This window comes from Segatella copri, assembly GCF_019249655.2.
In the GTDB taxonomy this organism is placed as follows: domain Bacteria; phylum Bacteroidota; class Bacteroidia; order Bacteroidales; family Bacteroidaceae; genus Prevotella.
The window spans coordinates 357,742-382,074 of the sequence record NZ_CP137557.1; the positions used below are offsets into that span (position 1 = coordinate 357,742).

General features: G+C 43.4%; 20 protein-coding genes and 1 pseudogene. 14 read left to right on the forward strand and 7 right to left on the reverse strand.

What is annotated here, in order from left to right:
• Positions 1 to 136: 136 nt before the first annotated feature.
• Both KUA49_RS01390 and KUA49_RS01395 read left to right on the forward strand, forming a co-directional pair.
• Positions 137 to 2,122: an LTA synthase family protein gene (locus KUA49_RS01390; RefSeq protein ID WP_218413235.1), complete on the forward strand. Its 1,986-nt coding sequence runs from the start codon at positions 137 to 139 to the stop codon at positions 2,120 to 2,122.
• A gap of 312 nt (positions 2,123 to 2,434) precedes the next feature.
• Positions 2,435 to 3,505, forward strand: a pseudogene (locus KUA49_RS01395) (AAA family ATPase).
• A gap of 49 nt (positions 3,506 to 3,554) precedes the next feature.
• Here the strand turns inward: KUA49_RS01395 and KUA49_RS01400 are convergent.
• Both KUA49_RS01400 and KUA49_RS01405 read right to left on the reverse strand, forming a co-directional pair.
• A complete protein-coding gene (locus KUA49_RS01400; protein ID WP_218413236.1) occupies positions 3,555 to 5,324 on the reverse strand; it encodes an ATP-binding protein in 1,770 nt (589 codons plus the stop codon).
• Between the two features lie 129 nt (positions 5,325 to 5,453).
• Positions 5,454 to 6,467 carry a sulfatase-like hydrolase/transferase gene (locus KUA49_RS01405; protein WP_256624897.1) on the reverse strand — a complete coding sequence of 338 codons (1,014 nt, stop codon included), beginning with the start codon at positions 6,465 to 6,467 and terminating at the stop codon, positions 5,454 to 5,456.
• A 285-nt stretch (positions 6,468 to 6,752) separates the two neighbouring features.
• Here KUA49_RS01405 and KUA49_RS01410 point away from each other — a divergent pair, with 285 nt between their 5' ends.
• The 3 genes from KUA49_RS01410 (at position 6,753) to KUA49_RS01420 (ending at position 9,620) form a co-directional block, all read left to right on the forward strand.
• Positions 6,753 to 7,985: a site-specific integrase gene (locus tag KUA49_RS01410; RefSeq protein WP_318331650.1), complete on the forward strand. Its 1,233-nt coding sequence runs from the start codon at positions 6,753 to 6,755 to the stop codon at positions 7,983 to 7,985.
• A 64-nt stretch (positions 7,986 to 8,049) separates the two neighbouring features.
• Positions 8,050 to 9,261, forward strand: coding sequence for a site-specific integrase (locus KUA49_RS01415; RefSeq protein ID WP_318331651.1), 1,212 nt, complete (start codon positions 8,050 to 8,052; stop codon positions 9,259 to 9,261).
• Positions 9,258 to 9,620 (forward strand): hypothetical protein, encoded by a 363-nt coding sequence (locus KUA49_RS01420; protein ID WP_318331652.1) that lies wholly within the window; start codon positions 9,258 to 9,260, stop codon positions 9,618 to 9,620. Before KUA49_RS01415 ends, KUA49_RS01420 begins: the two co-directional genes overlap by 4 nt.
• A gap of 238 nt (positions 9,621 to 9,858) precedes the next feature.
• Here KUA49_RS01420 and KUA49_RS01425 read toward each other — a convergent pair whose 3' ends face one another.
• Together KUA49_RS01425 and KUA49_RS01430 are read right to left on the reverse strand one after the other, a co-directional pair.
• Positions 9,859 to 10,167 carry a helix-turn-helix domain-containing protein gene (locus KUA49_RS01425; protein ID WP_008145366.1) on the reverse strand — a complete coding sequence of 103 codons (309 nt, stop codon included), beginning with the start codon at positions 10,165 to 10,167 and terminating at the stop codon, positions 9,859 to 9,861.
• Positions 10,168 to 10,249: 82 nt separating this feature from the next.
• Positions 10,250 to 10,561, reverse strand: coding sequence for a helix-turn-helix domain-containing protein (locus KUA49_RS01430; RefSeq protein WP_318331653.1), 312 nt, complete (start codon positions 10,559 to 10,561; stop codon positions 10,250 to 10,252).
• 397 nt (positions 10,562 to 10,958) lie between these two features.
• Between KUA49_RS01430 and KUA49_RS01435 the strand changes: the two genes are divergently transcribed.
• From KUA49_RS01435 to KUA49_RS01475, 9 genes are all read left to right on the forward strand, one after another.
• Positions 10,959 to 11,441, forward strand: a complete 483-nt coding sequence (locus KUA49_RS01435) for a DUF3408 domain-containing protein (RefSeq protein WP_318331654.1) — start codon at positions 10,959 to 10,961, stop codon at positions 11,439 to 11,441.
• Between the two features lie 184 nt (positions 11,442 to 11,625).
• On the forward strand, positions 11,626 to 12,039 hold the full coding sequence (locus tag KUA49_RS01440; RefSeq protein WP_318331655.1) for a plasmid mobilization protein: 414 nt from the start codon (positions 11,626 to 11,628) through the stop codon (positions 12,037 to 12,039).
• A complete protein-coding gene (locus KUA49_RS01445) occupies positions 12,036 to 12,986 on the forward strand; it encodes a relaxase/mobilization nuclease domain-containing protein (RefSeq protein WP_218413170.1) in 951 nt (316 codons plus the stop codon). The genes KUA49_RS01440 and KUA49_RS01445 overlap by 4 nt, the downstream gene beginning before the upstream one ends.
• A gap of 35 nt (positions 12,987 to 13,021) precedes the next feature.
• Entirely contained in the window at positions 13,022 to 13,777 is a 756-nt protein-coding gene (locus tag KUA49_RS01450) for a hypothetical protein (protein WP_218413171.1), read from the forward strand.
• A gap of 285 nt (positions 13,778 to 14,062) precedes the next feature.
• Positions 14,063 to 14,224 carry a hypothetical protein gene (locus KUA49_RS01455; protein ID WP_176930815.1) on the forward strand — a complete coding sequence of 54 codons (162 nt, stop codon included), beginning with the start codon at positions 14,063 to 14,065 and terminating at the stop codon, positions 14,222 to 14,224.
• Positions 14,225 to 14,298: 74 nt separating this feature from the next.
• Positions 14,299 to 15,762 (forward strand): radical SAM/SPASM domain-containing protein, encoded by a 1,464-nt coding sequence (locus tag KUA49_RS01460; protein ID WP_153122230.1) that lies wholly within the window; start codon positions 14,299 to 14,301, stop codon positions 15,760 to 15,762.
• 12 nt (positions 15,763 to 15,774) lie between these two features.
• Positions 15,775 to 18,099 (forward strand): TonB-dependent receptor domain-containing protein, encoded by a 2,325-nt coding sequence (locus KUA49_RS01465; RefSeq protein ID WP_153122229.1) that lies wholly within the window; start codon positions 15,775 to 15,777, stop codon positions 18,097 to 18,099.
• Positions 18,100 to 18,108: 9 nt separating this feature from the next.
• Positions 18,109 to 20,310, forward strand: a complete 2,202-nt coding sequence (locus KUA49_RS01470; protein WP_218413172.1) for a peptidase domain-containing ABC transporter — start codon at positions 18,109 to 18,111, stop codon at positions 20,308 to 20,310.
• A 12-nt stretch (positions 20,311 to 20,322) separates the two neighbouring features.
• Positions 20,323 to 20,799, forward strand: coding sequence for a hypothetical protein (locus tag KUA49_RS01475; RefSeq protein ID WP_233547110.1), 477 nt, complete (start codon positions 20,323 to 20,325; stop codon positions 20,797 to 20,799).
• 245 nt (positions 20,800 to 21,044) lie between these two features.
• Here the strand turns inward: KUA49_RS01475 and KUA49_RS01480 are convergent, their stop codons facing one another.
• The 3 genes from KUA49_RS01480 to KUA49_RS01490 are packed head-to-tail and all read right to left on the reverse strand — an operon-like array spanning position 21,045 to position 24,332.
• Entirely contained in the window at positions 21,045 to 21,962 is a 918-nt protein-coding gene (locus KUA49_RS01480; RefSeq protein WP_218413173.1) for a DUF3413 domain-containing protein, read from the reverse strand.
• 40 nt (positions 21,963 to 22,002) lie between these two features.
• Positions 22,003 to 23,166 carry a UDP-galactopyranose mutase gene (gene glf, locus KUA49_RS01485; RefSeq protein ID WP_218413174.1) on the reverse strand — a complete coding sequence of 388 codons (1,164 nt, stop codon included), beginning with the start codon at positions 23,164 to 23,166 and terminating at the stop codon, positions 22,003 to 22,005.
• A gap of 5 nt (positions 23,167 to 23,171) precedes the next feature.
• Positions 23,172 to 24,332: a glycosyltransferase family 4 protein gene (locus tag KUA49_RS01490; RefSeq protein ID WP_218413175.1), complete on the reverse strand. Its 1,161-nt coding sequence runs from the start codon at positions 24,330 to 24,332 to the stop codon at positions 23,172 to 23,174.
• Between the last annotated feature and the right edge of the window lies 1 nt (position 24,333).

Here is a 24,333-nt window from a genome sequence, read left to right on the forward strand (position 1 = left end):
ATCGAAGTCTTATTATGTTATTTTGGCTGCAAAGTTACATATAATTATTTGTTTATAGACAGAATAAGGCAGGATTTTTTGCATTTATTGGGATATAATTATTAACTTTGCACCCGATTTCTAAAATAGGATAAAGATGAAACGATATTTTAAGGCTTTGGGGTATCTCCTTTCGGTGCATGTATTGGCATTGCTGGTGATGACTCTTTTCAGATTGGTAGAATTCATCGCCCTGCATGGCATGATAGTAGATGCAGAGGCGAGTAGGGTGATGGCGTTTGTCAAGGGTGTATGGTTCGACAATGTCATTGCTTGTTATATTTCGGTATTGCCTGTGGCTGTGCTCCTTGTAGCAGCCAGTCTGGGGTGGTGTCATCGCCGTTTGCTGCGTGGCATCAACATCTGGTATGCGGCATGGTTTGCCATCGCCTTCATGCCTTCGGCAGCCAATACCCCTTATTTCCAGTATTTCTTCAAGAACATCAATTCCAGCATCTTCGGGTGGTTCGGCTATGTGGCCACCACATCGGGCATGCTTTTGCAGGAGTCTTCCTACTGGCTCTATATCGCCCTCTATTTCGTGTTCACGGGGGCGTTTATCTATGCGCTCGTCCGCTTGCGCCGCTATTTCGAGGGGCTCTTCCTGTTGCCTAAGGACAATATGTACCTGGTGCTGGTAGTCAGCCGTTTCCTCATTTCCCTGGCTCTGGTAGGCGCCTGCCTTTTCGGCATCCGTGGCAGAATGGGCTATAATCCTATCAAGGTGAGCCAGGCTTACTATTGCGAGGATTCATTCCTCAACCAGCTCGGCATCAACCCGGCATTCAATCTCCTTACTTCGGCGCTCGACGATATGCGCAAGGAGAACAAGGAACTGCATCTCATGCCATACGCTGAGGCCATTACGAATACCCGCCAGTGGCTGGGTATCACGGGAAAGGTGGATAGCACGAATATTCTGAAGCGTGAGGTGGTGAACGATTCCCTGGTGATGAAGGCGGGGCATTCGTTTGCGAAGAATGCAAATACTTCTCTTGCAAAGAAAAATCATCCTAACGTAGTGGTGATATTGATGGAGTCTATGTCGGCAAACCTGCTGGGCACTTTCGGCAATCAGCAGCCGCTCACCCCAACGCTCGATTCGCTCTATCATCATTCCCTGGCGTTCACCCACTTTTATAGTGCCGGCATCCATACCAACCATGGCATGACGGCTACGCTCTACAGTTTCCCTGCTCTCATGTTCCGAAACCTGATGAAGGGAACGGTGACTCCGCGCCGCAAGGGTATCGCCACGGTGTTGAAGCAGTATGGCTACGAGAACATGTTCTTCATGACCCACGAGGCGCAGTATGACAACATGAAGGCCTTCTTCCAGACCAATGGCTATGATGACATCTTCTCTCAGGAGAACTATCCTAAGAGCGAGGTGGTGAACAGCTTTGGCGTGAGCGACCATTTCGAGATGGGCTATGCCCTCAACACCATCAACCAGAAGGCAAAGACGGGCAAGCCTTTCATGGCTACCATCCTCACCGTGAGCAATCATCCGCCATATATCATTCCTGATTTCTTCAAGCCGAAGACCAAGGAGAAGGAAACGCAAATTGTGGAGTATGCCGACTGGGCGATAGGCGACTTTCTGAAGAAGGCAAGTCGGGAGCCTTGGTATAAGAATACGATATTCGTGATTCAGGCAGACCATGGCAAGCTGGTGGGTAAGAGCGAGGGCGAGTTGCCTCAGTCGTACAACCACATTCCGCTCATCATTTTCGGTCCGGGTGTTCCGCAGCAGCAGTATGCCGGTTTGGGTATGCAGGTAGATGTAATGCCTACGCTTTTCGGCCTGATGAATCTGAATTATGAGTACGAGGGCTTCGGCGTGGATCTGCTGAAGCAGCAGCGCCCGATGGTGTTCTATTCGGCAGACAACCAGATTGTGGCAAGAGACCATCAGCGTTGCTTCGTTTATAATCCGTCGATGAACCGCAGTTTCTGCTATGATGTGTTGCCGAATGGCAATCTGAAGGAAACGAAGCAGGAGTCTAAGTTCCAGGATTTGAAGAACTATGTGTTCTCGAATATCCAGGCAGCGGAGTATATTGAGCGACATCAGCAATAAAAAAACGATATTATCAGAAACGGTAATCCCCCACCACGCTTTGGCTGCGTGATGGGGGATTAACTGTTTATATGGCTTTTCTATTCTTCAGGGACTTGAAGTTTATTCTCTGCAAAGTTACAAAATTATACCCAAAGGTATTATACCCTAGGGTATAATTTATGAAACTATATTTTTATCAGACGAAGAATTGCTGTTTCTGCAAAAAAAGATGGCTTTAAACAACATTGTTTTAAACAACCTTGTTTAATTTGTTTTTTTTTGCTATCTTTGCAGAAGAAAAGCTGTATAGTATAAAATAAGGTAGTAATTATGAGAAAAAGTAAAGAAGCTCCGTTTGTGTTCGGTGTTCGTGTGGAGGGAGATTCCTTTACCGACCGTAAAGAGGAAACAGAACGCCTGAAGGCGAACTTTACGTATGGAGTGAATACGATATTGATTTCGCCTCGTCGTATGGGTAAGACTTCATTGGTGGATAAGGTGTGTTCGCTTGTAGAGAGCGAAGACATCAGGATAGCTCGTATAGATGCCTTCGGCTGTCGCTCTGAGAATGATTTTATCAATGCTTTTGCCACGGCCGTGGTTCGGGCTACTTCGACTGATTCCTCTTTGGCGTTGGAGTATAATGCAGGTAACAATACTACCGAAGAGGTTTTGAGACTTCCGGAAATGATAGCTCGGTCTAAAGGTTGTCATATCGTAGTCTGCATCGATGATTTTCAGTAGATAGGCGATTTCCCTGATTCATTGACCTTCCAGAAGAAGCTCCGTAGCGTATGGCAATTACAGAGCCATGTTTCTTACTGCCTTTATGGAAGCAAGAAGCACATGATGGAACAGATGTTCCAGAATGCCAGTTACCCATTTTATCGCTTTGGAGATTTCTTCTATCTGAACAAGATAAGCGAGAATGACTGGGTGGAGTATATCTGTCAGCGTTTCGAATCTACCGGCAAGCATATCTCGGAAGAGTTGGCTCGTGAAATCTGTCAGGTAACAGACAGGTATTCTTCTTATGTACAGCAGTTGGCATGGTTTGTATGGTTGCGAGTACAGGATGATTCTGTAGCAACAGAAGAGGACTTGAAATATGGAATAGACCGGTTGCTGGATGCCAGCGAGCCTTTGTTTATCCAGCAGACTGAAGACCTTTCTGCCTATCAGATGAATTTCCTTCATGCCATCACCAATGGAGTACATACCGGTTTCACGCAGACGGCAATATTGGAAACCTATCGCCTGGGTACTGCCGCCAATGTAACCCGCCTAAAGAAGTCCTTGATGGTGAAAGATCTGATTACGATATCAGCCCCGAAGCATCTGGAAATGAGTGACCCTATCTTGGCGTTGTGGCTGAAGAGAAGAGTGTGGAAGTTAACGTAATTTAGGCTCAGGAGAGATTGTCCGTGGATAAGACAACCTCTCCTGAGCCTTATTCTTCCGTTACTTCCTCGCACATTACCATTTCTGCTCCTCGGTAGATAACTACAAGTTTGTGGAGCTTAGTGGTCTTGACCGACTCCTTGACGATGTCGCTATTGGCATAGCGGCAAATTTGGGCAGAGGCTTCCTTGAAGAGAACTTGCAGCTGCTCATCGGCGGTATTGGTCTTGCAGTATTTCAGTTCGATGATGTAACTATCCACCATGTCCTTGTAGATGTCGCAGAGCGGAGAGAGGAAGATGTCGGCATAGCCGCCATCGTTGTCTAGCTCTGAGATAGGGCGATAGAACTGGTTTTGGCTGGTCATCGCCAAGGTGAAACCATGCACGAATGCTTCTCCCTTCTGCTTATCACGCTGAGAAGAGTAACGCTTCAGGCTGTCGGCGATGAACTCAAAGTATGCCTTGTAGTTGCCATGATATGCTAGTTGAGCCTCCAGCTTTCCCTTGTTGTAACTATCATAGGTCAAATCATTTTCCTTGTAGGTATCCAAGAGATAGGTATACATCTGGTCGCGCACCACCTCATTAGGGATAATGAACTTGGTGCTACCATCGTATGTGCCATCTATCGTTACCATGCCGAAATAGAAGAGCAGACTCAGGAAGTTGTCTGGGTCGTTGATGCGCTCGGCAGGGAAGTTTTCCACGAGCTTACCTGTGACGAATCCTTGGGTTACCAACTGCTGGATGATGCTGGCATCGTGAGCAAATTCCTTGTCATGACGGATAAGCATGCGTACCTTGTCATAGTCGATGCGTACATTGCTCTCTACCATATTCTTAGGAATGTCGTAGTTGTTGCGGATGTACTTGTCTAAGAAGTTAAGTACCATCACAGAATTGTACATTGTAGTTTTTCCGTACTCCTCTTCGGCAAAGCAATAGTTGTCATACCATGGCTTCATCACCTTGATGAGTTCATCCACGCTGTGATTGAACGGCAATACGCTGGAATAGTAGCCCAGCATATCTCTTACTTCATCCTCTGTGAATCCTGTCATCTCATTGAATTCCGGAGCCAGGGAGTAATTGGTGCCGATATTGAATCCGCTTGTCAGGTCATCCATCGTTACAGGGCTAACGCCTGTTACGAAGACACGTGCCAAAGTATCGCCTGCTGCTCCCTTGATGGTATCGAAGAATTTTCTGAGATATCCTTCGCCATGGGTCTGTATGCGGTATCTCTGTTCATGCTCCTTGTGTGCGAGAATCTGGTTGGTGAAGTGGTCGTACTCGTCAATGAAGAGATAAATCTTCTGACCAGATTTTTTGCTTTGGGTGCAAAGATAGTTTAATTGGTTGACGGCATCTTCCTGTTGGTTGAGGCCTTCCTTGGTACCTTCTGGTAAGAGATGCGAATATACATCCACGAAGTAATTAAACTGCGTCCTGCAATAATTGTCCATACCATGCTTGTAGTCGTCTAATCCGCCTACAATAATGGCAAAGTTGAGATGGATGATGAGATAACTATTATGTTCGGGAGTTGGATTCTCACCAATATAGAGCTTGCCAAAAATTTCATCAAACTTGTCTTTCTTGTTGATGTCATAGTAATTTTCAAGCATGGAGAGGGTAAGGCTCTTGCCGAATCGGCGAGGGCGTATATAGAAGAAGTACATATTAGAGTCTTCAATTTCCTCGATGAAAGGAGTCTTGTCTACATAGTAGCAATCCCTTTCAATCACATCCTCAAAATTCTGCATACCATAAGGTATTCGCTTGCGATAGATTCGCTTTTTTCTTTCTCTTACCATAGTTCTTTACTTTTTGCACTGACGGAGTACAAAGTTACGAAATATTCTTGAAAGTCGATATGCTAGTGGCATTTATTTATGAAACTTTATCAAAGATAAGATGCCAGCATTTGGGCTGGCATCTTATTGTTACTTAAAGAACCTGTTGAGCTGCTTGATAGCCTGGTCGAACTGCTTGGCTGGCAGACGATAGTTCTTCACTGGATTCATGTGGGCATCATAAACATCCAAGGCACCATCGGCTGTCTTTTCCAGGATGGTGTCGTTGTTGATGATGAAGGCATAGTTCAGATTGCTGCCTACTACATGCCATAGTCTAGGCGTCTTATCTGTCATCATTCTGCCCATTGAATAATCGGCAGGATTGTTCTTTATGCCCAGATGATTCTTCATCAATGTCGGAACCACATCATAATGAGTGGTGCGATGCATAAACTTCTGAGGCTTTGCGCCAGGAACATGCCAAATCATAGGCACGCCAATCTGGGCTTTGGAGAAGTTGCCGTTATGTCCCCAGTAATTATTATGGTTCTCATTGAACTCCTGACTGTGGTCGCCCGAAAGAATGATGATGGTGTTATCCATCAGTCCCTCTTTCTTCAGGGTCTCGAAGATGCGGCCCAGCAGCAGGTCGTCCTGATAGCAGCAGTTGCGATACATATTCCAGAAAGGAGTAGGATCCATATCGTTGCTGAGTTTGGTATAGTCGGCATACGCCCAAGCCGGCTGGAAACGCTTATTCTTGTCGGCAGGGAGTCCAAAGCTATGAGGCAGGTCGAAGAAAAGGAATGAGAAGAATGGCTTCCCGCTCTTCTTATGCTGCTGCGAATCGCTGATGAATTCCTCTGCTATCCTTGTATCTCGCTCCAGCGGCGTATTGCCTTTCGTCTCGGTATGGATGCCTGGCACCCCACCAAAGATGACTCTCCCGAATGGCGGGTCGGCAAAGGTGGCACTAGGATAGGTCTGTATCTCGTATCCCAGTTCCTGCAGGCGCTTGATGAAGAGCGGCTGGATATGGGCAGGGTCGAAACTCTCCCAGTAATAGCAGGATAATCCGAAGAAGAGGCTGAACACGCCGCTTCGGGTTCCATTGCTTCCGCTCACGTGATTGCTGAACCATTGGTTTTGCTGTGCTAACATAAAGCTCTAAAGCAGCCAAAGGAGAATAAGAGAGGTTGGAACGTAAACAGTTGGGAATGAGCAGATTTGCACAAAGTTGCCAAATCGACATAAAGCAAGCGAGTGAGGAATATTGAAGTAGTTCAGTTACTAAATCGTGAGCCACAGTTACCTATGCAAATCAGGTAACAATGCGGAAAGGCAACTTTGTGCATCAATGGATTTTATTGCGCTGATTCTCAATGTTTTGCGTATCAAGGAACGCTTACAAAATGATTATATTTGCACACTCAAAATGTAAGCGTTATGAAAATCGAAAAATTCAAGGTGTTGCTCTACCTAAAAAAGAGCGGAATGGACAAGAACGGAAAAGCTCCCATCATGGGACGCATCACGGTGAACAGGACTATGGCGCAGTTCTCCTGCAAGTTGTCTTGCACTCCATCGCTTTGGAATCCTCGTGCCAGCCGATTGGAGGGCAAGAGCAAGGAAGCCGTGGAAACCAACAAGGACATCGAGCAGTTGTTGCTTTCCATCCAAAAGGCTTTCGATGTGCTTGTGGAAAAGAGAACGGACTTCGAGGCTAAGGATGTCAAGGAGGCCTTGCAGGGCAGCGTCAAGACACAGACCACACTTCTCTCCTTCGTGGACGAGCATATCAGCGAACTCAGCACCCATGAGGGCATCGATATGTCGAAGAGCAGTGTCTGGACTTACAGAAAGATTCGCAGGAATCTCGCTGAGTTCATCGGGGCGAAGTATAGGTTGACTGATTTGGCTTTCGGACAGCTGACCGAGCCTTTCATCAGTGATTTTCACCATTACTTGCTTGACGAGAAAGGCTTTTCATCAGGAACCATCACCATCTATGTGTCGCTCTTCAAGAAGATGTGCCGCATCGCCTTTGAGCGAGGCTTGTGCAAGAACCTGCTGTTCGCCCATTATCGGGTTGGCACTCCAAAGGTTACGACACCCAAGGCTCTCAGCATGTCTGATTTCATAAAAATCCGTGATGTGGAACTGCCCGAAGACAAGCCGAGACTATCCGTTAGCCGTGACCTGTTTCTTTTCGCCTGCTATGCAGGAACAGCCTTCATAGACACCGTTTCCATTACGAAAGCCAATGTCAAGGTGTTGGAGGATGGCGACAAATGGCTCATCTATAACCGTAAGAAGACCGGAACACTTGCCAGGGTGAAACTCCTGCCCGAGGCGTTGGAGCTGATGGCGAAATACGAGGACGGGGCAAGAGATACCCTTTTCCCATTGCTGAGCACGAATCGTGTTCGTATCGATCTCATCACCATCTGCAAGTTGGCGGAAACGAGCAAGACCTATTCCTACCATTCGGGACGACACTCGTTCGCCAGCCTCATTACGCTGGAGGCTGGTGTGCCGATGGAGACCATCTGCAAGATGCTCGGTCACAAGGATGTGAAGATGACACAGCGGTATGCGAGAGTAACCCAAAAGAAGCTGTTTGAGGACATGGACAAGTTCATCGCTGCAACCGAGAAGGACTTTATTCTCGCATTATGAACAGGGCTTTCAACTTTTCTTTTTACAGTTTCAACTACATTATTATATTATAAGGACAACAACTATGAGCAGAAGTACATTTTCAATTTTGCCTTACATCAACAGACAGAAGGTGAAGGCAGACGGAACAGCCAACATACTTTGCCGCATCACCGTTGACGGCAAAAGTGCAGCCATTTCCACAGGCATATCCTGTACCCCACAGGAGTGGAACGCCAAGAAGGGAGAGGTACGGAACGCAAGGGACAACGGACGATTGGCAAGTTTCCTTGCTGAGGTCAAGGATAAATACAACTCACTTCTTACCGCCAATGGCATCATCACCGTGGAAATGCTGAAGGCAGTGTTGAAGGACAAGGACACGACAGGAAGGTTCTTGCTGAACTTTGGTGATACCATCGTGGAATGGTATCGAACCTCAAAAGCCAGACAAACCTTTCTGCACAAGCGGACATGGCAGAAGAACCTGAGAGCCTTTGTCCATTCGTTGGATAAGGACGACATCGCCTTTGAGGACATAGACGAGAATTTCGGGGAGGAATACAAGCTATTCCTGAAACGAGACCAGGGACGTATCGACAGCTACGTGAACCATTGCCTTCTCTGGCTGAACATGTTGATGTACAAGGCAGTGGACAGGAGCATTATCCGCTTCAATCCCATAGCCAAGATAGAGTATGAGAAGAAGGCAGCCCCGAAGATGACCCATATCAGCAAGGCAGACTTCATCAAGATGCTCTCTACCCCGATGGCTGACGAGCGAACGGAGCTTGCACGCAGATGTTTCATTTTTGCCTCGCTCACCTCCTTATCCTATATAGATGTAAAGAAACTGTACCCTCACCATATCAGTGAGAACTCCGATGGCAGGAAGTTCATCCGCAAGGAAAGAGAGAAGACAGGCGTGGAGTTCTTCGTGCCGCTCCATCCGATAGCCGAGAAGATTCTTTCGCTCTACAATACCACGGACGACAGCAAGCCTGTTTTTCCACTGGGTGAGAAGAAAGACATCTATCTTGATGTGCATACCCTTGGAATGGTGCTTGGCATAAGTAATAAGTTGGGATTCCACGCCAGCCGCCATACATTCGGAGTCTTGATGCTCAACGAGGACATTCCCATCGGCAGCATAGCCAAGATGATGGGACACGCAGACATTACAAGCACACAGGTCTATGCGCAGGTGACGGAGCAGAAGATTTCAAACGACATGGATAAGCTTATTGCCAAGCGAGAAAGGAACAGATTATCGAACGAAAAAACTATTGGAAAATGAACAGAGGAGTTATAACTATCAGCGAGAGCGGAACGGTATCCATGCCGACCGATACTGTATGGATGACCATGCAGGAGATTGCCGACATGTATAATGTGTTCGGCTGCTATGTGCGCAAGGCTGTCAAGGCTGTATTCAAGGACGGCATCCTGAAAGAGCAGGGTGTACGCCGTCATGTCTGGAAGAACGACCGCATCAGCTATGATGTGTATAGCCTTGAACTCGTCATTGCGGTAGCCTTCCGTATTGACAGCATTGAGAGCAGAGCCTTTCGGGAGTTCATCATGCAGTCCGTCATCGACAGACAGACAAGCCGCACTAAACTGGTCTGTATCTTTACAGAGAATGCAATGGCATAGACCTGCCATAAAGCAACGTTCCTTGGAGGCTTTGCGCCTCCAGCCACTTGGGCGAACCACCGCAGTGTGTTTTAGCATGGTATTAGATTTATACAGGTAACACAAATGATACCCGGCAAACACGAACAACTCGGTATAGCCAATAAAACGAGGCGACAACCTATAACAGCCACACTCGGTAAGTTATACGTTGTCGCCTTGTTCATTTCACCCCACTCATCAAGGACGTGTATTTCTCCTACAAGCCCTTCATTCGGTACGCCTCACGATAGTTAGCCATCAGAATCTTCTGAATGTCGGACTCGCGGTAGAGTATCTTTCCGCCAAGCTGGATATACGGGATGACACCGTTGTTTCGGTAGTCCTGCAGGGTTCTTCGGCTCAGTTGCAGCCTGGCGCAAAGCTCCTTGTCCGTCATGAAGCGCTCACCGCCAAGCATGGGGCGGTAGTTCATCACGGCACGTTCAAAATTGTCAACCATTCGGTTGAGGTGGTTCACGATGTGGTTCATCCACTCGCTGTTTCTTGTCATTACTTCATTGCTCATAGTTGTCTCGTTTTATTGTTAATACTTACGTTACTCGGTTTACTTGCTGCATTGGATAAAGTTGCTGTTGTATATTGACAGCCTAACCTGTGCGCTTGCGAAAGCGCATGTCCTTTTTCCTGTCCTCCACTACTGCTGCGATAGCCATCACGTCCTCCGGCTTGTAGTAGGTCTTGTGGCTGATTTGCGTATAAGCCAAAGTTCCGTTGTCCCGAAGCGTCTGCACTGTCCGTGGGCAGATGTTGAGCGTCTGACACACGTCCTGCGTGTCGAGCCACTTGTTCATGGTCTTGTCCTCACTGCGCTCACGGATTCTGTCCATGCGCTTCACGAAGTTCTCCAACTGGGCATCAAGATAGTTGAATGCCTCTTCCTCGAATACGATGAATCCCATACTTTTCTTTTTTCTAAGTTAATACTATGTTATATGTCGCAAAGCTCCACGCATATGCTGTGCTCCACGTTTGTGAGTGCAAAGATAAGGCACGGCAATCTAAAAACAAGCGTTTTCAATTTCTGTGGCAGTATGTTGCCGGGGGTTGCCGACTTCAACGCCAAAAACAACAAGAAAAACTTGCACGACTGCAACGAATACATGAACAATGATGAGTTGAGAAATACGTTGAAGTTCTCACAACTATCTCGGTATGCAAATAAGCAAGCCACAACTAAATTGCCACGTTACACCCAATCAGTTGCATGGCTGCACTCAGTACACTTACTTTGCACCCGACAATCGGTCAATGGTGCAAACCGTGACCACTATACCAACAATTTAAACAATGTAAGTTATGGCAAAAACAAAAGATGCAGTCTTGGCTCCTGGGCAAAAGGAGCTGATGGAAAAAGAGTATTTGGATTTTGTTAAACCATCTACGTATGGCAACAAAGCCAATCCAAGTAGTTGTAATTCTCTCTATGATGATGTAGAGAACCCAGAGTTGAGAGCAATTGTAGAGAAAGTTGCTGCAACAACTCCCTATCGAGAGGAAACATCAACGAATGAGGCTCAATCGCCACCGAATCCGCAGAAGCGCATCAGCGGCAAGCAGCGCAAGGCAACACTGGAGGAGTATCAGCAGACCTTCCTCCAAGTTCCAAGGATTGACGACCGCAAGCCAGTCTTCGTCAGTTCCGATGTACGAGACCGTCTTGATCGTGTCGTCCGCATCCTCGGAGGGAGACGCATGAGCGTATCGGGCATCATCGAGAACATCGTGCGCCACCACCTAAGCCTTTATGAAGAGGACTTCGAGGCTTGGCGCAAATTGTGAGAATTAAGGTCTGCGACCTTGGACATGGATAGCTGAAAGGCTGTAGTTCCAACTAACGTGTTCTGAGAGGGAGCGAGGTTATGTTTTGGGAATCCCAAAACGCCTCGCTCCACCATGAGGGCGGAGGAATTTTGCTCCCGACGGTCGCAGAAAGTGAGTGTACCAACTGTAAACAGTATATCGAATGACAAGCATACAGAAACAGAACAGGAAAAAGGGTGGAAGACCGCCCACAGGCAGGATTCACAAGCTGTCGAAGTCTGTCACGGTGAAGTTCTCGAAGCCAAGCTACGAGGCACTGAGGCTGAGGGCGAGAAAAGCCAACCGCAAGTTGGCGGAGTACATCCGTGAGTCCGCCTTGAACGGCGAGGTGGTCAGCGGACACAATGCAGAGACGGTAGCCATCGCCAAGAACCTCATTGGCATGGCGAACAACCTCAACCAACTTACCAAGCTGTCGCATCAGAGAGGTTTCCATGAAACCCATGTATATGTGGTGGACTTGTTGAGAAGATTGAAAGAAATCCTTGGCGAGTATCGCCAAGCAAGTTATAAACCGAAGCCAAGCAGTATGGGCAGAAAGGAGGATACCACATGATAGGCAAGCTAAAGAAGGGCAGCTCATTTGGTGGTTGCATCCGCTATGTTACAGGCAAGGACGAGGCGAAAATCATCGTCTCGGATGGTGTGTTACTCGGCACGAATGCCGAGATGACGCAAAGTTTCGAGCTACAGAGGCAGCTAAATCCAAGGATTAAGAAGCCTGTGGGACACATTGCATTGAGCTTCAAACCCGAGGACAAGCCACGTTTGACGGATGAGTTCATGGCTAAGATAGCCCTTGAATACATGCAGATGATGGGCATCACCGATACCCAATTCATCATCGTAAGGCATCACAATACGGACAATCCACATTGTCATATCGTGTATAACCGCATCAATAACGAGGGCAAACTCATATCAGACAGGAATGATTACAGGCGTAATGAGCAAGTTACCAAGGTCCTAAAATCCAAATATGGGCTGACTTACGGAACGGATAAGAGCAAGACTAATACTCGCAAGTTACGCAATGCTGAGCGTGCCAAATACGAGATTCACAATGCCGTCAAGGATGCCTTGAAAGGCGCTGATAGTTGGCAGAAATTCAAGAATGAACTTGCAAAGCGAGGTGTTCTCTTGGAGTTTGTCTATAAGGACAAGGAGCGAACCAAGGTGCAAGGCATCCGATTCTGCAAGGACGGATATAGCTTCAAGGGTACGCAGATTAGCCGAGACTATAGCTTTGGCAAACTGAATGCGAGATTAGAGGGAACGGAGAACCTTTTATCAGCAAGAGCCAAATCTGCTCAGCAATATGAGCAAGGCTATCACAAGAACAACCAGGAGCCATCCATATCGGAGAGCAGTCAAGACCCTTGGGACGGTATTTCTTCCATAGGACTTTTTGCTCCTGCCAATGCACAGACCTTTGAGCAATTCCCAGAGGATGAATCATCCAAGAAAAAAAAGAAGAAACGCAGAAGAGGCTTTAGCCTTTGATGCAAGTTACAAACCATTCAAACAATAAAAGAAAGATGAAAGAAGAACTATTGGAAGCCATCTACGGCACTGTTGAGAGATTGGAGCAGAAAGTCGATGAACTTTCTGCCTCCTCGAAGAATGCAGGAACGGAAAAAGCTCCTGCAAGTGCAGACATAACCAAGTTGGAGAAATCTATCATTGCTATGTTTGGCAAAGAAGAGGAAGTCATTGGTAAAATATCCAAATTAAGAGATGCCATTGTCGTTTTTGCTGACGTTATCAAGGTTGAACTTGGAAAAAATGAGCAGCGAAACAAGCTCTTGGTAGATGCTATCAAGCAGATGAAACAAGAGCATACTGTCACCTCGAAGGCATTGCAGGAAAAACTTGAAGTAATGAACAAATCACCTCAAAAGAAGGTTGTAACCCATCGCTTCGAGCCAACCTCAAAGAATGTTCTTCTTTTCATAGGTGGCTTGGCTCTATCTCTTGTCATTTCCATTTGGGGCAATCTCACCCAATGGCGAGAGCACCAAGATTGGGAGGAGGCAGACTTGAAATATAGGGCATTGAAGATGGTGCTTCCATCTAACGACCCGAACATTCGCTACATCGAAAAACATTTCAATGTCCAACGAGACGAAGACATAATTGATAAATTAAGAACCCAAGTTGATGTGTATGAAGATTCCGTCTATCACTACCACAAAATGGTTGAGATAGCATCATATAAAGATAGTATAGCAAGACAACTTATTGATGAATCAAATAGAATAAAGATGCAAGTAAACCGTAAAAAAAGTAAGTGAAAATGCTATTTTTGTATTATTATGCAAAGTGTAATCACGTATAACATAGTTTAATGTAGTTTAAATATTCTCTGAAAATTACTTTGTTTCAAAAAGTCTTCATATCTTTGCACTCGGAATACAAAATGATGCAAATAATTGCAGTTTGCTTTCGTTTTGGTACGATTGTTCCAATAACCATTGTGCAAGGTTGAAACAACTCAGACCTTACTGAGAAAAATTAAAGGCATCGACAACACGGTGATGCTTGTTGGTTAAAAATACATTCTTATAAAAATACAGACAATGAAAAAGAATGAAATTGAAGATTTACTTCTCTCTGAAATGGAAGAGGTAAATGGTGGCAGTGGTTCTAGCACTTGTGTTTGTGAATATGGTGGAGCTGGCGAAACTATCGTGTCTCCATCAGTTCCAGATCAACCTGAAAAAGGTTGGGTAGAATGTTAAAATGTGGGTATGCCAGGAGTAACTTTCTATAATTAGTTGTGCTACTTTTGACATGCCCTTTAAAATATTGTATTATGAACTATATAAGATTAAATCCTCAATATATTATTCGCAATGAAAAATGTTGTTCGTATATTGTAAAATTGGAACAACAAGTAGATAACGACGTACAAGGAAATTCTGGGAATATCTTTGTCGTACCACCTGTAGTAGGATTTATTATATCTGAAATTGGTAAAAATACTACGACAATATCATTGCAAAAAATTTCTTTGTCATTGGGTATAGATATTGCCAAAATTGAATATTTTGTGAATAATTTAATCGGTAAAAATGAAAGTAGGTTTACTTATAAGTATCAAACATTTGTTATTCCCGCTCATTTATTGGTTTATAGTATGTTGCCAGACGAACGTAAATATTACTTTGAGCAGGGATATAGTCCATTTGACAAATTCATTAACAAGCGTCCTACAGTGCCTTTCAATGTTAGCATTATGGTGACAACGGCATGTAACACCAATTGTATTTATTGCTATGCAAAACGTAGTAAAAACCTTTCTATGCCATTACAAAAAATAGAAAGAATTATAGATGAATGCCATAAAATTGGAGTTTCTAACATAGCTTTAACTGGAGGTGATATTTTTGCACGTAAAGATTGGAAAGAACTTCTTGGATATACATTAAATAAAGGGTATTATCCATTTCTTTCGACAAAGACACCGTTGACAGAGGATGATGTTAAGTTGTTAAAGGGTATCGGTATTGACAAAATGCAATTTTCTTTAGATTCAATTGATGGTGGCATCATACAAGTAATGGTTGGTGGCTCTAAAGCATATGTTGAAAAAGTAAAGAAGATGTTTTTGTATTGCCAACAAAATGGCGTGTCTTTAAATGTCAGAAGTGTTATAACTATCCATAATGGAACTGTTGAAAATTTCAAAGAGTTGTATGATTTTTTGTCTCAATTCGAAAATATTATTGATTGGGTAATAACTCCTGCATTTTATTCTGAGTTTAAGGAAGAATACAAAGACTATACACCAAGAAATGAGCAATTGGCATCTATTTCATCATATGTAGATGCTCAAAAGAAACATTTCCCAATCTTTTTAAATAAAATAAATAAGTGTGGGTATCAGTTGAAGAGATTTAAGACTGTTAACGAGTTTGTAAGTAACAATCAAATATGCCATGCAGGAAATTATATGCTGTCTATTTTGACTACAGGAATATGCACACCTTGTGAAATGCTTTATGACAATCCAGACTTTGTTCTTGGGAATATATATAATTTCCCATTAAAAACAATTTGGAATTCACCAAAAGCATTAGAGATATGTACATTTAGTCAAATTGAAAAGAGAGACACAAACTCTCCTTGTAAGCATTGCAAAGTTATTGATATTTGTCGCAAATCTATAAATAGACGTGTATGTTTTGTCGATATATCTAAGACTTTAGGTAAAGGCTATTTTGATTACCCAGACCCAAGATGTCCAAATTCTACCGTGACAGGTTATATTTTATAGCAAAACTGAAATATGAGATATTTTGTAGTTTTTTTAATTTACATAAGTTGTAATCTTGCTTGTATTGCACAAAGCATAACAGGAAAAATTGTAGATGAGCAGGGAAATGCAATACAATTTGCCAATGTTGCTATGCTACAATCAAAAGATTCTGTATTTGTTAAAGGTGTTGTTAGTGATGAAAATGGCAGTTTTATACTTAATACGCCTCATCAAAATGGAATTGTCAAGGTAACATGTATAGGATATAGGACTGTTTTCTTAAATGTAACTGATGATAATCTTGGTGTTATTGTTTTAAAAGAGGAATCTATGACATTAGGAGATGTCATCGTAAAATCTTCTTTACCCAAGAGTAAGTTGAAGAATGGGGCTGTTATCACAACCGTGGCTGGCTCAATATTGGAAAAAACGGGAAACATATACAATTTGCTTGACCGAATTCCCAATGTCACTACGCAAAACGGGAAAATCAATATCTTTGGAATTGGTGAACCAGTGATTTACATTAATGGCAAAAAGGTTAGGGATAATACGGAATTGGACCGCTTGAACCCAGATGAAATAAGCACTGTGGAGGTAAAACAAAATCCGGGAGCGCAATATGCCTCAAATGTAAAGGCGGTTATACGTATCAATACGAAAAAAAGAACAAAAGATGGATTCGGATTTGAAACGAGGACATTTGGGAAAAATGATGAAAACTCAAGAATTGGTGGATATGAGCAACTGAACATAAACTATCAGAAGAAAGGTCTTGAGACATTCACTGTCTTGAAGATTAAAGACGCTGAAAGTTCAATCAAGCAAGATCTCGTTCAAAACACCTATGTCGACAATGTTTGGCATCAACGCAATGATATTAAGGGTAGCATAAGAAACAGGCAATTATATTGCGGACTAGGAGTTAACTATCAGATAAGCAATAATAGTTTTATAGGTGCAAGTTTCAACTTCAACCGCATGTTCAATAAAGCTGTAAGCAATATAGCGACAACCATATATAAAGATTATGCCTTCACGGAAGAATCCGCAAGTGACATAGCAAAACCAGGCAACATGAGCCTTGCAAGTAGTAACGTTTATTATATGGGGAAAATAGGCATCGTGGACATAAATTTTAATACCGATTGGCTTTGGGACAAAGATTTCTCCAAAGTAAATACCCTTGAAAGGTACCAAGAGTATGGAGGCGATTGGCAGGATAAAGCTGTACATACAAAAACAAATACCAAGAATGAGCTTTTTGCTTCCAAGCTGACATTGACTTTGCCATTTTGGAAAGGACAACTTTCTTTCGGAGGAGAATACTCTAATACTAACCGTAACAGTTCGTATGATGTTCAGCCTATGGGATTATTGGACAAACAGGATAACAGAATCAAGGAGGGCATGGCCTCTGTGTTTTGTGATTATACACGGAAATTCGGGCAATTGAGAGTCCTTGCGGGAATAAGGTATGAGAATACGGATTTTAATTATTATGAAGAAGGAAAAAGAATCCCCGAACAAAGTAAGAGGTATGGGAATCTCCTTCCTTCATTATCATTATCCCTTCCGGTAGGAAAAACCCAAATGCAATTAAGCTATGGAGCTACAATAAAGCGTCCTTCATATTATGATATGCGGTCAGGAATAGGGTATGATAATCGTTATACTTATGAATCAGGAAACCCCTTCCTTGTCTCGGAAATAAGCCGTAACATTAATTATATGGTGTCTTACAAATGGCTTATGGCTGAGGGCATTTATACTCATGTATCTGATCCAATTGTGATGTTAACTCAGTCGTACAAGGACAATCCTAATATAGCGTTAATACAAAATGTGAATTGGAAACCATATAATCGTATCGGGGCTTCGCTTTCCGCAAGTCCCAAATTTGGAATATGGCATCCCTCTTTGCGTTTCCATTTCTTCAAGCAATGGTTTGACATGGAAACTCATGGAGGGCACGGTCTTGACAATCCAAAGATTACGGTGCGTTTTGATAATACTATAGATACTAAGTTCTGTACAATCTCCCTGCTGCTAACAGCGCAGACTAAGGGTGACGATGAAACTTCTTATATGTACCGTAATTATTTCAGCTCGAATTTATCAATATATAAATCGTTTCTGAAAGGAAAAATGGTAGTGTTCTTTTATGCTAATGATTTGCTCGGTACAGGGAATATGCATAGTAAAATGTACTCCGGAAGTATGCGAGAAATAATTCATCATGATTACTCAATAAGTGAATATTCTCTAACTATCCGATATAGATTTAATGTGGCAAAAAAGAAGTATAAAGGTACAGGGGCAGGACAAAGTCAAAAAAGTAGGATGAGTCTATAATGTTCAAAAATGAGAAAAATAACAATAATATTTCAACACGACTCCATGCAATGTGGCATAGCTTGCTTGCAGATGGTATGCAAATATTTCGGCAGAGAATACTCTTTGGATTCTCTGTCGAAACTTTGTTTTGCCACCACGGAAGGTGTTTCCATGCTTGGCATTAATGAAGCAGCCAACACGCTTGGATTGCATACGATAAGTGCAAGGGTAACCACTACTATGTTAGGTAAAGCCCCTTTGCCTAGCATCCTTCACTGGGACCAAAACCATTTTGTAGTCTTATATAAGGTCAAGAAAGGCAAGAAGTTTTATGTAGCTGACCCAGGAAAAGGATTGGTAACTTATGGCTTGGATGAGTTCAAGCAACATTGGATAAGCACGAAATCTAATGGCGAGGACAAGGGCATTGCCATGTTCTTGGAAACCACTCCTGCTTTCTTTACCTATAAGATGGAGGACGAAGAACACATCAAAGAGAAGAGGTCTTTCCGCTTTCTCCTTGGATATGTGAGGAAATATCGCAAGTATTTCGGACAAATTATCTTGGGTCTGGTAGTCGGAAGCCTCCTGCAGCTTGTCCTGCCATTCCTTACCCAATCTATCGTGGATGTCGGTATCAAGAACCAAGATATAGGTTTTGTTTGGCTGATACTCTTGGGGCAGTTGATGCTTACAATCAGCCGAACGGCAATAGACTTTATCCGCAGATGGTTGTTGCTTCACATATCCTTACGCATCAACATATCATTGGTAAGTGACTTCTTCATCAAGCTATTGAAACTGCCTATGTCTTTCTTTGATACGAAACTCATGGGCGACTTGATGCAAAGAATGAACGACCATACCCGTGTGAACAACTTCCTTACGCAGCAGACGCTCAACATCACCTTTGCCGTGCTAACCTTTGTGGTATTCTCGGTGGTACTGTTCTTCTACAACAAGTTGGTGTTTACCATCTTTTTGTTGGGAAGCATCCTCTATGGTGCATGGATGACCTTGTTCTTGAAGCGGAGGAAGGTGCTTGACTATGAGTTGTTCGAGCAGCAAGCCATCAACAATAACAAAACTTATGAGTTTATCACCTCTATGCAGGAAATCAAGTTGCAGGATTGTGAGCAGCGTAGAAGATGGGAATGGGAGGACACACAAGCTGAGCTATTCGGCGTGCAGATGAAGTCGCTCAAACTCCAACAGACACAGGAAGCTGGAAGTATTTTCATCAACGAGGTGAAGAACATCATCATCACGGTAGTCGCTGCAACTGCCGTGATTCATGGGAAAATGACACTCGGTATGATGCTTGCCGTGCAATACATCATCGGACAGCTCAACTCGCCTGTGGAGCAACTGATGAACTTCTTCTATTCTCTGCAAGATGTGAAGATTAGCTTGGAGCGAATCAACGAGATTCACCAGATGGATGATGAGAATGGAAAGGAAGGCTTGCTAACTTCTATTGAAGATAAGAATGAGGGCATTGACATCAAGAACATCATGTTCAAGTACGACCCACATGCTTTGCGCAAAACCATAGACGATGTGAGCATTCACGTTCCGCAAGGTAAGGTAACAGCCATCGTTGGTGCATCTGGCAGTGGAAAGACCACCCTCATCCGTTTGATGCTTGGTTATTATCCTGTCTTGGAGGGAAAAATCAACATTGGAAATACTGACATCAACAAACTCAACAAAAAGTGGTGGCGCAGACAATGTGGTGTTGTCATGCAGGATGGTGTTATCTTCTCGGAGAGTATCGCTAGAAATATTGCTGTTGACGATGGCGATATAGATAAGGAACGGTTGTTGAAAGCTGCCGAGATTGCTTGCATCAAGGATTACGTGATGGCTTTGCCTCTGAAGTTCAACACTAAGATTGGGCGTGATGGCGTGGGACTGAGCCAAGGACAGAAACAGCGTATCTTGATAGCAAGGGCGGTGTATAAGAATCCCGACTACATCTTCCTTGACGAGGCGACCAACTCGCTGGATGCCAACAATGAGAGAAGCATCGTGGAGAACTTGGATAAGTTTTACAAGGGAAAGACTGTCGTGATTGTAGCTCATCGACTGAGTACGGTGAAGAATGCCGACCAAATCGTAGTCATAGACCATGGTAAGGTCGTTGAGGTTGGCAACCATGAGTCTTTGACCGCCAAGCGAGGGGCATACTATAATCTTGTGAAGAATCAGTTGGAATTGGGAAACTAAAAAGCGTTTGATATGGAACAGAAAGAAAAAGAATCAGATAACATCGAGTTGAGAAGCGAGAAGGTGAGGAACGTGATAGGCAAGGTTCCTCCTCGCCTCGTCAGCTTGGGGACAGTTATCATTACGATAATAGTCCTCGCCCTCGCAGTTGCTTTCTACAAGACACCTTACCCTATATCTATAGAGGCTAATGGTGAGGTTATAAACCAAAGAACAATACAGGTGTTTGTGCCATACAAGTATTTGTATCTTTTTGATGAGCCAAGAACTGCTCACGTTTCTTTTGAGGGCAACGACAATGCATCTTATCACTGCGACATCATAAGCCATAATGCCAAGCTCATACATAGGGATGATGGCAACTATTTTATGGCTACAGCCACAGTGAGCACACAGAGACAAAAGTCCCCTGTGTTGCAAAAGTACATGAAAGCCGATGTCAGAATCATCGTCAGCAACAAAACGTTATGGCAGCAGGTATTCGGATAAGCTATATCCGAATACTGCTGTTTGTTTTTGGATACATATTGTTGGTAAGCATCAGATTTAACTCAAAAAGTTCTAAATTCCGTAAATTTCTCCTTGCTAGTTATGGGATATTTAGAAATTTATCGTATCTTTGTCCCCGAATTGAGGCGTTCTTTGCATATTGCAAAATACAGAAACGAGCAGAAGTCCGCTCGTTTCCATATTGTTACCTATATAATATAGGCAAACGCCCAACTTCTTGATTTTCAATCAAAGTCCAATTTAGAGCGAGTTAGTTTTTTAAACTGATAGGCATTCGGCATGCATTCGGCTGTTAAGGAACGGGTATTCCAGGAGTCTATCAGGATGAAGATGATATTTGGCAGCGAATCAGGGTTCATCTTTTCCTTCTGTAGCGGCTGGATAGGATATTGTATATCCGCACTCTGCTTGCCATTCATCTGTATCATGCTTTCTCTAGGAGGAGTACATCCTAACTTCAGCAACAGACCATTCGAAGTGGTAGGGAAGTAATAAGGCAACAATGCGCTGCTCTTCATCACAGAAGGCTGCTGATAGAAGGCGCCATAGATATGGCAGAGATGAGCAAAGAGGGTGCAGCCGATGATGCATCCTGCGATGGTCCAGGCGTATGCCTTCTGGCGTTTCTTCCATAGAAGATAAGAGGCATACCATACACCGATAACGATAGCTGCCACAACCAGAAAGAGCGCTATCTCCTTCAGATACAGCATTATATCGAAATTGAAAATTTCGCCGGCTCCCTCGCCGAATACCATACTCAATACAAAGCCGTTGATATGGAAATGATAGATGGCATACACCTGCGAGTTGAGATAGTTGATGATGCAGAGCAGTATGATACCAACAATCTGTACGATTCTAGCCGTCTTGGTACATCTGCAAAACGTAAAGATGAGGCTGAGAAGATAAGGTATCAGCGCAAACATGGCTGCATGACTGATGCAGGAGGTTATGAAGAATAACCATCCTTCTAAATCCATCAACCCGAGTATCGAAGAATCGGTGATGTAGAGTCCAAACTGTAGGGCTATCAGTAATGTAGAGAAGGCAAAAAACAAGAATCCCTGTTTTGCTTCTCGAATGCGCAAATTCAGTCCCTCCATTTCAGAGAACTTTTGCTTAAATATCTGATATTTCATTGTATGAGTATCGTTTTGTCTTTATATTCTAAAAACATGGTTATTTGAACATAGCCAATGCTTTCTCTATGATAGGAGCCATGTCATAATACTTGTATTCGGCAAGGCGGCCGCCAAAAATTACATCTTCTTCCTGGTCTGCCAGGTTCTTATATTGGGCATACAGTTCAGAATTTTCCTTGTCGTTTACCGGATAGTATGGCTCCATGCCATCTTTCCATTCGGTGGAATATTCCTTAGAGATAACCGTCTTCGGGGCCTCATTGACTTCTGCTCCGAACATTTCGAAATGCTTGTGCTCAATCACTCGGGTATATGGCACTTCGCGCTCAGTATAGTTTACAACGGCATTGCCTTGATAGTTAGGACAGTCGATGGTTTCCTGCTCAAAACGGACGGTGCGATAGTTGAGCTTACCAAACTGATAGTTGTAGAACTCATCTATCTTGCCTGTGAAAACCAGCTTAGAGGCAAGTTCTTTCCAATGATCTTTCAGCACCCCCTTGTTGCCGTTTGGGAGTTCTATCTCGTCTTTAAAGAAGTCAACTGATACCTTTGTATCTACCTCCTCAAGTAAGCCATCGATGAGTTTGTTGTATCCCCCCATAGGGATTCCCTGATACTTGTCGTTGAAGTAATTGTTGTCGAAGATGAGGCGTACCGGCAGTCGCTTGATGATGAAGGCTGGCAAATCAGTACACTTTCGTCCCCATTGCTTCTCTGTATATCCTTTGATGAGACGCTCATAGATATCTTTACCGATAAGCACCTGAGCCTGTTCCTCCAGATTGCGAGGCTCGCTTACGCCATCAGCCTTCATCTTAGCCACGGCTTCTGCCTTCTGCTCATCAATTTTAGCCTGTGCTTCTGCTGGTGTGGTTACGCCCCACATCTGATAGAAGGTATTCATATTGAAAGGCAGGTTATAGAGTTTGCCTTTATAGTTTGCCACAGGCGAGTTGGTGTAGCGGTTGAACTCAACGATAGAGTTGACGAAGTTCCACACCTCTTTATTGGATGTATGGAAGATGTGGGCACCATACTTATGTACGTTGATGCCCTCTATGTTTTCGCAATAGATATTGCCGCCGAGTTGTGGTCGCTTATCTATCACCAGACAAGTTTTTCCCTGCTTATGAGCCAGGTGGGCGAATGTGGCTCCGAAGAGACCGGAGCCAACTATAAGATAATCATATTTCTTCATACTTGCTAATTGATATGTTTATAAATATTAGCCAACTCCAACGCAGATTTTTTCCATGAAAAATGTTTTAGTCTTTCATTCTGCTTTTCTATGAGTTTCTTTTTCTCTATCCCGTCTAGATAGTAGAAAGTTTCAAACTGTTCTTCGAAATCAGTTCTCTTTTCATCCATGTGGAAGTAAACTGCTGCGTCTTCTGCGATTTCCGGAAAACAACTGGCATGATTGAGTAAAACAGGGCATTCTGCTTTGTAAGCTTCAAGAATCGGGAGTCCGAACCCTTCGTATGATGATGGGTAAACGAATGCCAGGGCATAGTGGTATAAGTCTAGCATTTCTTGATCTGTTTTGATAAACTCATGTATGAATCTATCTTCCATTTCCCATGATTTAAACATACTTTTTTCAGTCTCATTGAAAGGCTTTCCTGTGCATACTACCTTCAGTTCCTTGTGTCTTTTTAAAATAGGTACACATTGCTTGGCAAAGAAATCAAAGTTTTTATAAAAGTGACGTTCGCCAACGAAAAGTATATATTCAAATGGATGTCTGTTGTTTTCGTTTGGCGTATAAGGAGTTTCGTCTGCTCCATGATAAACTACGCTCACCTGCTCTTCCTTGATATTCATGATACGGCATAAATCCCTTTTTGTCTGTTGGCTGACTGCAATGATGTGATTTGCTTTTGGTATGACAAGATGTTTTTGCAGAATCTGATAGTCATTATGGTCATAATACTGATTGTACAGTTCGGGTATCATATCATGTACCGTGACTACATAAGGCTTACTGCCTATGTACTTGAGGAAGTAAGGGTCAAAGAAAGTTGGATGAAACAAATCGAAATCCTTAGACTTGATGTCGCAGACAGATTTGTATCTATTGATTCTTGGAGTACGATCTAATCGTGAATATTCTCCGAATTTTGCATTATAATAGAACTTATATAGCATTTTCTTTATTGCAGAATCTTTCTTCCAGAGGAAGTTATGATATAATTCTCCATCTGGTTTAATTCCTAATGTTTTGAGGTAAACATTGGCAGATTCCATGACGCTGAGGCTTGCTTCAATGTCTTGAGGCAAGTGGAAATATAATTCGGCAAAACAACGTGATACGCCTCCATGCGTTTGCATATCGAAGGCTTGACTGTCATATAATACTTTCATC